Genomic DNA, 12,973 nt, shown 5'->3' with positions numbered 1-12,973 from the left:
TCCACCAATAAGTACGCTGTCAAATGGCGCTCAGGGTTGAAGTTTTCCCTGGCTGCCCACATCCCAGTAACCATACGAAGCGGCGACAGTGGCAGGCAAACCGCTTGCTGGCCACTGCTGCTGGTTACTGTGGATGGGGAGGGCGCATGAGCGACCAGGATTACGACCGCGATCACGAACACCTCGATTGGCTCGCCGCAGGCGAGCATTCGGACCGTCACGAAGAACACCACGCAGAACACCACGACGAAAACGACCACCGCTCGGATGGTGAGCGCACCCATTCACTGGTGCCTGCCAGCGACATGCTGCCCGAGCGTATCTATCTGCTGCCAATTCACAACCGCCCGTTCTTTCCCGCCCAGGTACAGCCTCTGGTGATCAATCGTGAGCGCTGGGAAGAGACCATGCGCCGCGTTGGCAACACGCCACATCACACCATTGGAGTAGCGTTCGTCGGAGAACAAGGGGTGCACTCCCTGGATCATGACGGCTTCCCCGAGATCGGAACGGCCGTCAAGGTGCACAAGCTGAAAAACGAAGAGCAGCAGATTCAGTTCATTGCCCAGGGCCTGCAGCGTTTCAAGATTCAGCGCTGGCTCTCCAAGGAGCCGCCCTATCTGGTGGAAGTGACCTACCCGAAAGAGCCGGTCAATGCCGAAGATGAAGAAACCCGGGCCTACGCCATGGCGATCATCAACGGCATCAAGGAACTGCTGCCCATCAACCCGCTGTACGGGGAGGAGCTGAAGCACTACCTCAATCGATTCAGCCCCCATCAGCCTGGGCCGCTCACCGACTTTGCCGCGGCCATCACCTCGGCCAAAGGCCCTGAATTGCAGGACGTGCTGGCCACACTGCCCGTGGCGGAGCGCATGCACAAGGTGCTGCCGCTGCTGCGCAAGGAGATCGACGTTGCCCAGCTGCAAAGCGAAATCAGCGAGCAGGTCAACGCGCAGATGCAGGAGCGCCAGCGTGAATTCTTCCTGCGTGAACAGTTGAAGGTGATACAGCGTGAGCTGGGCATCTCCAAGGGCGACCGCGAGAACGACGTGGATACGTTCAGGAACCGTCTGGAGTCTCTGGTGGTGCCGGAGCGTGTTCAGGCCCGCATCGACGAAGAGCTCAACAAGCTCAGCGTGCTGGAAACCGGCTCGCCGGAGTATGGCACCACGCGCAACTATCTGGACTGGCTGACATCGCTGCCCTGGGGCGTCACCAGCCAGGACAAGCTGGATCTCGGCCATGCCCGCGCGGTGCTGGACCGAGACCACGATGGCCTGAAAGACGTCAAGGAGCGCATCATCGAGTTCCTGGCCGAAGGCACGTTCAAAGGCGATGTGGGGGGCTCCATCGTGCTGCTGGTGGGGCCGCCTGGGGTGGGCAAGACCTCCATCGGCCGTTCCATTGCCGAGGCGTTGGGGCGTGAGTTCTATCGTTTCTCGGTGGGGGGCATGCGCGACGAAGCCGAGATCAAAGGCCACCGACGCACCTACATCGGTGCCATGCCCGGCAAGCTGGTACAGGCGTTCAAGGAAGTGGAGGTCGAAAACCCGGTCATCATGCTCGATGAGATCGACAAGCTGGGCCAGTCCTTCCAGGGCGACCCCGCCTCGGCGCTGCTCGAAGTGCTGGACCCCGAGCAGAACGTGGATTTCCTTGACCACTATCTGGACGTACGCATGGACCTCTCCAAGGTGCTGTTCGTGTGTACGGCCAATACCCTGGACAGCATCCCCGGCCCGCTGCTGGACCGTATGGAGCAGATTCGCCTGTCCGGCTATATCGCCGAAGAGAAGCTGGAGATCGCCAAGCACCACCTGTGGCCCAAGCTGCTCAAGCGTGACAACCTGCCGAAAAAACGCATCAACCTGACCGATGCTGCCCTCAAGCAGGTCATCGACGGCTACGCCCGCGAAGCGGGGGTGCGCCAGTTGGAAAAACAGCTGCACCGCATCGTGCGCAAGGCGGCGGTCAAATTGCTGGAAGAGCAGGTGGAAACGGTCAAGATTTCGGTCAAGAACCTGGAAGAGTTCCTGGGCGCGCCGCTCTTCCGCAAGGAGAAAGTACTCAAGGGTGAAGGGGTCGTGACCGGCCTGGCCTGGACCTCCATGGGGGGCGCCACGCTGCCTATCGAAGCGGGCAAGATCCACTCCCTGGACCGAGGCTTCAAGCTCACCGGCAAGTTGGGGGAGGTCATGAAGGAGTCGGCCAATATCGCCTACAGCTACACCTTGGGGCACTTGGCCGAGTTCGGTGCCGATGCCGACTTCTTCGATTCCGCGTTCGTGCATCTACACGTACCCGAAGGGGCAACACCCAAGGATGGCCCGTCGGCGGGGGTCACCATGACCACGGCGCTGCTGTCACTGGCCAAGCACCAGGCCATCGATCGCCCGCTGGCCATGACCGGGGAGCTGACCCTGACCGGGCAGGTTCTGCCGGTGGGCGGGATACGCGAAAAAGTCATTGCTGCGCGGCGCAGCGACATCTTCGAAGTGATCCTGCCGGAAGCCAACCGTCGCGATTACGACGAACTGCCGGAGTACCTGAAAGAAGGCATGACGGTTCACTTCGCCAGCCGTTACCGAGATGTGGCCAACGTGGTGTTCAAGTAACGTCGGGTAAGCCCTGGTAACCAGTAAAGGGCTTAGTACGGTATCGGTCTTTCCTTTCGGCGCCGCTCTTTGAAGAGCGGCGTTTTTTATATGGCTATTTGAGGATTAACGCGACTTAATACGTTGGATAATGAGAGAACTCAAAAAATCGAATAACACCCTGGGGAGCCGCGATGCGTAACAACCAGCCCGTGACACAGCGCGAATACGTGCTGGACGAAGAAACCGTTCTGATTTCTCGCTCCGACCTGAAAGGCAACGTGACTTATGCCAACGCAGCCTTCGTGGAGGTCAGCGGTTACAGCCGTGAGGAGTTGATGGGGGCACCCCACAACATGATCCGACACCCGGACATGCCCGAGGCCGCCTACGCCGACTTCTGGAAAACCATCCAGGCAGGCGGCACCTGGCAGGGTACGGTCAAGAACCGTCGCAAGAACGGCGATCACTACTGGGTCAATGCCACCGTGGCGCCGCTGCGCGACGGCGAGCGGATCGTGGGCTATACCTCGCTGCGTCGCAAGGCGTCTGCCAAGCGGATCGCCCGGGCCGAGCAGGTGTATGCCGAGATTCGTGCCAAGGGCAAATCGCGCCGCTACCGGTTGCACCAGGGGGCACTGATTCGGCGAGGCCTGGGTGGGCTTGTGGCGCGCTTTCAGTTCAGTAGTTTAAAGGCCAAGCTGACGGGGATGGTCATTACCGCGCTGTTGCTGCTGGGCATGGCGGGGGGGCTTGGCGTCTATGGGTTGATGGTGTCGGGGGAGCGGTTGGATACGCTGAACCGCTCGGGGCTCGAGGCGATTGCCAACCTGCAGCTCATGGAGCGCCAGGTAGGGCTCACCGTCGAACAGCTGGAGCCCGCGGTGCGCAACCCGCGCCGGGTAGACTTGGTGGCCCTTGAATCGCGGCTGCAAGAAGTCACTCAGTCGGTCCAGACCCTGTGGGATGAGTATGAGTCGGATAGCGCAGCCGCTCCTGACGTGCTGCAAGTGGTCGAGGCGTCGTTGAATGCCTGGATCACTGGCGTGACCAGCGCCATGACGGCGGTCAGTCAGGCCAACGGCTTTGCCGCGTTCGAAGCTTTCAATGATGCCGTGCAGCCCGCCACCGAGCAGTTGCGACAGTTGAGTGACCAGCTCGTCGATGCCGAGCGGGAAGGCGCCCATGCGCTGGTGGCTCTGGCGCATCAGGGCCGTCAGCAGATGCTGGTGGCGCAACTGGTGCTGATGGCCGTAGGGCTACTGGTGATGATCGGCTTGAGCGTGATGATCCTGCGCTCGGTGATGCGCAGCCTGGCGGGCGCGCGCTACATGACCTTCCAGATTGCCGCAGGCAACCTGGCCGCCCGTGAGCGTCGTCAAAGCAACGATGAGCTGGGAGAGCTGCTCTATTCGCTGGACACCATGCGTTTCAGCCTTTCCAGTATCGTCAGCGAGGTCGAAAACCGGGTAGCGGTGGTGACGCCTGCGATTCAGCAGATCGCCGCCGAGAACGAGGAGCTGGCATCGCGTACCGAGCAACAGGCCTCCTCGCTGCAGCAAACGGCTTCCAGCATGGAAGAGATGACCTCTACCGTGCAGCAGAATACCGACAACGCGCGCCAGGCCACCGAACTCGCGCAGCAGAACGCCCACAGCACTCAGGAAACCCGCCAGCAAATGGAGCAGTTGGTGGAGCGCATGCAGCGCATTGCCCAGCGCGCCGAGAAAATGACCGAGATGATCGGCGTGATTGATGGCATTGCCTTCCAGACCAATATCCTGGCGCTGAACGCCTCCGTCGAGGCCGCTCGGGCCGGGGAGCATGGCCGCGGCTTTGCCGTGGTGGCCAGCGAAGTGCGCACCCTGGCCAGCCGCAGTGCTGATGCTGCCCAGGAAATCCGCAAGATGATCGACAGCACCACTCAGGAAGTCAGCGGTGGGCGCAGCGCCGTGGAGCAGGCCGAAAGCGCCATCGAGAACGTCGTGCGTCAGGTCAATCAGGTGAGCGAACTGATGGCCTCGATCAGCACCGCTTCCAGCGAGCAGAGCAGTGGAATCGGCCAGATCAACTCGGCGATTGCAGAGATGGACAACGTCACACAGCAAAATGCCACCAAGGTTCAGTCCATTGCCGCCTCCGCAGACAACCTGACCCTGGAAGCCTTCGAACTGGCCAACGTGGTCGATGCTTTCCGTTTGGAGGGTGCCCAGGACGAGAGCGTAGCGGCGGCTCGGGAGAAGCTGGCGCGGGTCAAGAAAGCCGTGCCTCAGCAAACAGCCGCGTCATCCCGTCACGCGCTTGGCCACCAGCAGGACGAGCCATGGGAGACCTTCTGATCGGTGCGTTTAATCAGCATTGACGAAAAACCATGATCTGCTTTGCCTATGCCACCTTCGGGTGGCATATTTTTTGCCTATTCTTGATGATTCTTGCTGCACGTCATCGCGTGCCATCACGTCGGCTTGGTAAAAGGAAGCGCTGGGTCATCGGGCGAAACATGCCTTTCATAAAAACACAGGGGACTTCATGAGCACATCTAGCCAGGCAACCCTTGAGCTGACAGACGATCAGGTGCTGATTTCACGCTCTGATCGTCAGGGAAACATCACCTACGTCAATCAGACGTTCATCGAAGTAAGCGGCTACTCACAAGCCGAACTACTGGGCGAACCCCATCGTATTTTCCGTGATCCCGAGATGCCTGCTCAGGTCTTCAAGAACATGTGGGCCACCATCGAGCAAGGCAAAACCTGGCAGGGGGTGGTCAAGAACCGCTGCAAGAATGGCGATACCTATTGGGTGCATACCACCGTGGCGCCGCTACTGGATGGTGAGCGGGTGGCGGGCTATACCGCCATACGTCGCCGGGCGGCGAACAAGGCCATTGCACGGGCGGCCAGGGCCTACCATGCCATGCAGCAGGGGCGAGTGCGGGGCTTTACGCTTCATTATGGTGCATTGCGTCGCACGGGGGTGCGTGGATGGGTGCAACGCTTCAGTTTCAGTAGCATGCAGGCCAAATTGATGGGCATGGTGGTGGCTGCCATTCTCTTGCTGACGGTGGCGGGGGCCGCCGGCGTCTATGGCTTGACCAGCTCTGCCGAGCGCCTGCGTACCCTCAACCAGACCGGCCTGGAAGGCATTGCCGACCTGCAGCAGATCGAGCAGCGCAGTGCCCAGCTACTGCAGGTGCTGGAGCCTGCGGTGCGCAATCCTCGTCGTGCCGATCTCGACCAGCTCGATCAACAGCTGGCATCGCTGCAGAGCCAGATCGAACATACCTGGCAGACCTATACCGAACAGCGTCAGCAGGCCAGCGGTGTGCAGCAAGGGTTGACTGCTCATCTGGCGACGTTTCTTGGCGGTTCGACCACGGCCATGACGGCGATTCGCCAAGGCAATGGCTTTGCGGCTTTCGAAGCCTTCAATGATGTGGTCAGGCCCACCTCCGAGAGCATCAGCGCCACCATCAATCTGCTGGTCGATAACGAGCGCGCGGCAGCTCACAGCCTGATGGCCGATGCCGAGCGGCAGCAGCAATGGCTGCTATGGGGGCAAGTGGGCGTGCTGCTGTTCGGTATTGCGCTCATGGTCGGGCTCAGCGTGGCGGTGTTGAAATCACTGCTGAAGTCGCTCAGCGAGGCGCGGCGTGTCACCTTTCAAATTGCTGCGGGCAACCTGGCCAACCGTGTCACCTTGAAGCGGGATGACGAACTGGGCGAATTGCTGGCCTCGCTGGAAACCATGCGGGCCAGCCTCTCAGGGCTGATTACCGAAGTGGGCAACAAGGTCGAAGTGGTCACGCCTGCGTCCGAGCAGATCAAGCAGGAGAACGAAGACCTCGCCTCACGTACCGAGCAGCAGGCTTCGTCGCTGCAGCAGACGGCGTCCAGCATGGATCAGATCACCGCAACGGTGCAGCAGAATACCGAAAATGCCCGCCAGGCCAACCAACTGGCCATGCAGAATGCCGCCACCAGCCGTGAAACCGGCGAGCACATGCAGGCTCTGGTGGAGCGTATGGAGCGCATTGCGGCCAGCGCCGACAAGATGAACGACATCATCAGCGTCATCGATGGCATTGCCTTCCAGACCAATATCCTCGCGCTGAATGCCTCGGTGGAGGCTGCCCGTGCCGGAGAGCAGGGGCGTGGTTTTGCCGTGGTGGCCAACGAGGTGCGCAACCTGGCGGGTCGCAGTGCCGACGCAGCAGGCGAAATTCGCCGCTTGATCGACACCTCTACCCAGGAAATCGCGGGTGGGACCAGTGCGGTGAAGCAAGCCGAGCAGGCCATCGAGCAGGTGGTCAGTCAGGTCATGCGTGTCAGCGACATCATGGAGGAGATCAGCACTGCGTCCGACGAGCAGAGCAGCGGTATTGCCCAGATCAACATGGCCGTCTCCGAGATGGATCACGTGACCCAGCAAAACGCCACCAAGGTGCAGTCCATTTCCAGCGCTGCTCAGCGGTTGACCAATGAAGCCTTGGACCTTGCCAACGTGATCGCGGCTTTCCGCCTGGAAGGGGCCGAGGAGGAGAGCAGCGAAATGGCGCGGATTCGCGTGGCGCGTGCTGGGCAGTCGGCCAGCTTGCCGTCGCCCTCGGCCTCTTCGTCAGCGCCGTCGAAGCGTCCGCTGGTGAAGGCTCGTGCCGCGGAGGAGTGGGAGACGTTCTGAAGCGGGTGGGGTATTGGATGTCGTCTACGTCTAGTCTCAGCGGTTCGCTCATGCCACAATCGAAGATCGCTGGATTCACCCGCCCGCCACCTCGTATGTGGCGGGCCATGATAAAGACGTAGAGGACACCATGCCCCAGTATCGCTCCCGTACCACTACCGCTGGCCGCAATATGGCAGGCGCTCGTGCCCTTTGGCGTGCCACCGGCATGAAGGATGACGACTTTCACAAACCGATCATCGCGGTAGCCAACTCGTTCACCCAGTTCGTGCCCGGCCATGTGCACCTGAAAGACATGGGGCAACTGGTCGCCCGCGAAATCGAAAAAGCGGGTGGCGTTGCCAAAGAGTTCAATACCATCGCCGTGGATGACGGTATCGCCATGGGCCATGACGGCATGCTCTACTCGCTGCCCAGCCGCGATATCATTGCCGACAGCGTCGAGTACATGTGCAACGCCCACTGTGCCGATGCGCTGGTGTGCATTTCCAACTGCGACAAGATCACCCCCGGAATGCTCATGGCCGCCATGCGGCTCAACATTCCCGTCATTTTCGTCTCCGGCGGCCCCATGGAAGCCGGCAAGACCAAGCTTCTGGATCACGGCCTGGACCTGGTCGATGCCATGGTCATGGCCGCAGACGACAGCGTCGACGACGAAACCCTGGCAGAAGTCGAGCGCAGCGCATGCCCCACCTGTGGCAGCTGCTCGGGCATGTTCACCGCCAACTCCATGAACTGTCTGATGGAGGCGCTGGGCCTGGCACTTCCCGGTAACGGCACCGTGCTGGCGACCCATGCCGATCGCCGTCGCCTGTTCGAAACGGCGGGCCATCGTATCGTCGAGCTGGCCAAGCGCTATTACGAAGGCGAAGAGGCACACCTGCTGCCCCGCGCCATTGGCAACAAGGCCGCCTTCAAGAATGCCATGACCCTGGACATCGCCATGGGCGGTTCCACCAATACCATCCTGCACCTGCTGGCGGCGGCTCAAGAGGCAGAAGTCGACTTCACCATGGCGGATATCGACCGCCTTTCCCGTGAAGTGCCGCAGCTGTGCAAAGTGGCGCCCAATACTCAGAAATACCATATCGAAGACGTGCACCGCGCGGGTGGCATCATGGCCATTCTGGGCGAGCTGGACCGGGCGGGGGTGCTGGATACCTCGGTGCCCACCGTGTACGGCGACAGCCTGAAGGACGCGCTGGACGAGTGGGATATCATGCGCTCGCCCAGTTCAGAAGTGGTCGAATTCTTCAAGGCAGGCCCGGGGGGCATTCCGACCCAAACCGCGTTCTCCCAGAGCGCCCGTTGGCCAAGCCTGGACGGCGACCGTGCCACTGGCTGTATCCGCGATCTGAAGCACGCCTTCTCCCGTGAGGGCGGCCTCGCCGTGCTCTACGGCAACATCGCCCTGGATGGCTGTGTGGTCAAGACCGCCGGTGTAGACGACTCCATCCTGGTATTCGAGGGCAAGGCTCACGTGGTGGAGTCCCAGGATCAGGCAGTGGCCAACGTGCTGGATGGCAAAGTCAAAGAGGGCGACGTGGTGGTCATCCGCTACGAAGGCCCCAAAGGTGGCCCCGGTATGCAAGAGATGCTGTACCCCACCTCCTACCTGAAATCCAAAGGGCTGGGCAAGGCGTGCGCGCTGCTGACCGACGGCCGTTTCTCCGGGGGCACCTCAGGCTTGTCGATTGGTCACGTATCACCTGAGGCCGCCGCCGGGGGTGCCATCGGGCTGGTCGAGCAGGGCGATACCATTCTGATCGACATCCCCAACCGCACCATCAACGTGCAGCTGAGCGATGCCGAGCTGGCCAAGCGCCGCGACGCCATGGAGTCGCGTGGCAAGGACGCCTGGAAGCCCGTCGAGCAGCGCCCGCGCAAGGTGACGCCTGCCCTCAAGGCCTATGCCCTGCTGGCCACCTCCGCCGACAAGGGCGCAGTACGCGACCTCTCCAAACTGGATTGATCGGCTTATCTCACAGCCCGCGAAAGCGGGCTGTTTTTTTTGTGGTATATCATCCAACACCTATCGAGGAGCGTCATGAAGGCGACGATCAATGTGGGCCTGGTCGGCTATGGTTTTGCGAGTAAAACGTTTCATGCGCCGCTGATTCAGGCGGTACCGGGGTTGGAACTGGTGGCGGTATCTTCCAGCGATGCCAGCAAGGTGACTGCCGACTTGCCCCAGGTGGCGGTCGAGCGCGAGGCTCTGGTGCTGTGTCAACGCAAGGATCTGGATCTGATCGTTATCCCAACGCCCAATGATACTCACTTTCCCCTGGCCAAGGCCGCGCTGGCGGCAGGAAAGCATGTGGTGGTCGACAAGCCCTTCACCGTCACGCTGTCGGAGGCCAGGCAACTCAAGGCCTTGGCGGCGGATAAAGAGTGCCTGCTCTCGGTATTTCACAATCGCCGTTGGGACAGTGACTTCCTGACCGTCAAGGCACTGCTGGCCGAAGGCACGCTGGGGCGAGTGACGGGCTTCGAATCCCGCTTCGATCGTTTTCGTCCGGAGGTGCGCGACCGCTGGCGCGAAAAAGCCGCGCCCGGGGGCGGCATCTGGTACGACCTGGGGCCTCACCTGCTGGACCAGGCCTGCGAGCTGTTTGGCATGCCCCACGCCATCCTGCTGGAGATCGGCGCGCGCCGAGACGCCGCCCATGCCGACGATGATTTCCTGGCCCTGCTGGAGTACGACGACTGCCGTGTCAGCTTGAGTGCAGGCACCCTGGTGGCTGAACCCACTCCCCGCTACCGCCTGCATGGCACGCTGGGCAGCTATGTGAAGATGGGGCTCGACCCACAGGAAGCGCGCTTGAAAGCAGGCGAGCCCCCCACCCCGCACTGGGGGCAGGACATTCCCGGCACGCTCACCCTACGCGAAGGGCAAGGCGAAGATGCCCCACTGGTCAGTCACGAACACCCCACGCTACCCGGCGACTACCTCGCCTATTACCAGGGCGTTGCCGACGCCATCCGCCAACAAGCCTCCCTCCCAGTCTCCGTCGAGGACGCCCTGCGCAGCATGACCTTGCTCGAAGCCGGCCTCGACAGCCACCGCCAACGCCGCTGGATAGCGTTGAAGCACCACTCATAAAGCCGCCCATGTATTAAATGCCGGCCTGAATGTGGAGCGGCAGGGTGGTTTCGTGGCCTCACCGGGGCGGCTGGCGCCGCCCTCCGCGGGTGCCTCTTTCGCTCGTTGCTCTCGCTCAATCGTTACGCCGCGCTACGGGAGGTTGCATGTGCTGGGGAGTGGTATAACCGTAGCGCGGCGTAAGCTGAGCGCACCCGCGAAGCAGCGCGGAGAGCGCTGCCGATGGGGGCTCGGGGGTGGCGGTGGCACGGTTAGTTGTGGTGGCATGATCGGGGCGGCTGGCGCCGCCCTTCGCGGGTGCCTCATTTGCTCGTGCCTCGCAATATTCGTTACGCCGCGCTACGGGATATTGCCGAAATTTGGAAGGGCGGGTTACCCGTAGCGCGGCGTAAGCGGAGCGCACCCGCGAAGCAGCGCGAGGAGCGCTGCCGATGGGGGCTCGGGGGTGGCGGTGGCACGGTTGGTTGTGGTGGCATGATCGGGGCGGCTGGCGCCGCCTTCGCGCCGGGCCGCCGCTGCGGGTGCCTCATTTGCTCGTGCCTCGCAAGATTCGTTACGCCGCGCTACGGGAGGTTGCCGGAATTTGGAGGGGCGGGTTACCCGTAGCGCGGCGTAAGCGGAGCGCACCCGCGAAGCAGCGCGAGGAGCGCTGCCGATAGGGGCACGGGGATGGCGGTGGCACGGTGGGGGATGGTGGCATGATCGGGGCGGCTGGCGCCGCCCTTCGCGGGTGCCTCATTTGCTCGTGCCTCGCAAGATTCGTTACGCCGCGCTACGGGATATTGCCGGAGTTTGGAGGGCCGGGATACCCGTAGCGCGGCGTAAGCGAAGCGCACCCGCGAAGCAGCGCGAGGAGCGCTGCCGATAGGGGCGCATAGGTGGGCGGTGGTGCGGTTAGTTGTGGTGGCGTGATCGGGGCGGCTGGCGCCGCCTTCGCGCCGGGCCGCCGCTGCGGGTGCCTCATTTGCTCGTGCCTCGCAAGATTCGTTACACCGCGCTACGGGGTGTTGCCGGAATTTGGAGGGGCGGGTTACCCGTAGCGCGGCGTAAGCGGAGCGCACCCGCGAAGCAGCGCGAGGAGCGCTGCCGATGGGGGCGCAGGGGGCGGCGGTGGCACGGTGGGGGTTGGTGGCATGATCGGGGCGGCTGGCGCCGCCCTTCGCGGGTGCCTCATTTGCTCGTGCCTCGCAAGATTCGTTACGCCGCGCTACGGGATGTTGCCGGAGTTTGGAGGGCCGGGATATCCGTAGCGCGGCGTAAGCGAAGCGCACCCGCGAAGCAGCGCGGAGAGCGCTGCCGATGGGGGCGCATAGGTGGGCGGTGGTGCGGTTAGTTGTGGTGGCGTGATCGGGGCGGCTGGCGCCGCCCTTCGCGGGTGCCTCATTTGCTCGTGCCTCGCAAGATTCGTTACGCCGCGCTACGGGGTGTTGCTGGCACTTGGAGGGTCGGGACACCCGTAGCGCGGCGTAAGCGGAGCGCACCCGCGAAGCAGCGCGGAGAGCGCTGCCGATGGGGGCGCATAGGTTGGCGGTGGTGCGGTTAGTTGTGGTGGCGTGATCGGGGCGGCTGGCCGCCGCCCTCCGCGGGTGCCTCATTTGCTCGTGCCCCGCAAGATTCGTTACGCCGCGCTACGGGAGGTTGCCGGAATTTGGGGGGGCGGGATACCCGTAGCGCGGCGTAAGCGGAGCGCACCCGCGAAGCAGCGCGGAGAGCGCTGCCGATGGGGGCTCGGGGGTGGGCGGTGGCGCGGTTAGTTGTGGTGGCTCCATCGGGGCAGCTGGTGCCGCCTTCGCGGGTGCCTCATTTGCTCGTGCCTCGCAAGATTCGTTACGCCGCGCTACGGGAGGTTGCTGGAATTTGGGGGGTCGGGACACCCGTAGCGCGGCGTAAGCGGAGCGCACCCGCGAAGCAGCGCGAGGAGCGCTGCCGGTGGGGGCTCGGGGGTGGGCGGTGGCACGGTTGGTGGTGATGGCGTGATCGGGGCGGCTGGCGCCGCCCTTCGCGGGTGCCTCATTTGCTCGTGCCTCGCAAGATTCGTTACGCCGCGCTACGGGAGGTTGCCGGAATTTGGAGGGGCGGGTTACCTGTAGCGCGGCGTAAGCGGAGCGCACCCGCGAAGCAGCGCGGAGAGCGCTGCCGATGGGGGCTCGGGGGTGGCGGTGGCACGGTTGGTTGTGGTGGCGTGATCGGGGCGGCTGGTGCCGCCTTCGCGCCGGGCCGCCGCTGCGGGTGCCTCTTTCGCTCGTTGCTCTCGCTCAATCGTTACGCCGCGCTACGGGAGGTTGCCGGAATTTGGGGGGTCGGGACACCTGTAGCGCGGCGTAAGCGGAGCGCACCCGCGAAGCAGCGCGGAGAGCGCTGCCGGTGGGGGTACACGGGCGGCGGTGGCAGATGGGTAATGATGGCCTTGTCGGGGCGGCTGGCCGCCGCCTTCGCGGGTGCCTCTTTCGCTCGTTGCTCTCGCTCAATCGTTACGCCGCGCTACGGGAGGTTGCCGGAATTTGGGGGGGCGGGTTACCCGTAGCGCGGCGTAAGCGGAGCGCACCCGCGAAGCAGCGCGGAGAGCGCTGCCGATGGGGGCTCGGGGGTG

The 12,973-nt window shown here is 63.1% G+C and carries 5 protein-coding genes; all 5 read left to right on the top strand.

Translation table 11 applies throughout. The features are described 5' to 3' along the window. The first annotated feature begins 146 nt into the window (after positions 1 to 146). Complete coding sequence (lon, locus tag IE091_RS13430) at positions 147 to 2,618, top strand: endopeptidase La (RefSeq protein WP_096923300.1); 2,472 nt, start codon at positions 147 to 149, stop codon at positions 2,616 to 2,618. Between the two features lie 173 nt (positions 2,619 to 2,791). Next, positions 2,792 to 4,936 carry a methyl-accepting chemotaxis protein gene (locus IE091_RS13425; protein ID WP_189463868.1) on the top strand — a complete coding sequence of 715 codons (2,145 nt, stop codon included), beginning with the start codon at positions 2,792 to 2,794 and terminating at the stop codon, positions 4,934 to 4,936. A 190-nt stretch (positions 4,937 to 5,126) separates the two neighbouring features. Further along, a complete protein-coding gene (locus IE091_RS13420; protein ID WP_189463867.1) occupies positions 5,127 to 7,277 on the top strand; it encodes a methyl-accepting chemotaxis protein in 2,151 nt (716 codons plus the stop codon). A 130-nt stretch (positions 7,278 to 7,407) separates the two neighbouring features. Continuing rightward, a complete protein-coding gene (ilvD, locus tag IE091_RS13415; RefSeq protein WP_189463866.1) occupies positions 7,408 to 9,252 on the top strand; it encodes a dihydroxy-acid dehydratase in 1,845 nt (614 codons plus the stop codon). Between the two features lie 75 nt (positions 9,253 to 9,327). Beyond that, a complete protein-coding gene (locus IE091_RS13410) occupies positions 9,328 to 10,383 on the top strand; it encodes an oxidoreductase (protein ID WP_189463865.1) in 1,056 nt (351 codons plus the stop codon). Positions 10,384 to 12,973: the final 2,590 nt, after the last annotated feature.

The sequence above is a fragment of the Vreelandella hamiltonii genome (assembly GCF_014651775.1).
GTDB classification, from domain to species: Bacteria; Pseudomonadota; Gammaproteobacteria; order Pseudomonadales; family Halomonadaceae; genus Vreelandella; species Vreelandella hamiltonii.
This window is presented reverse-complemented; position numbering and strand designations above follow the sequence as displayed.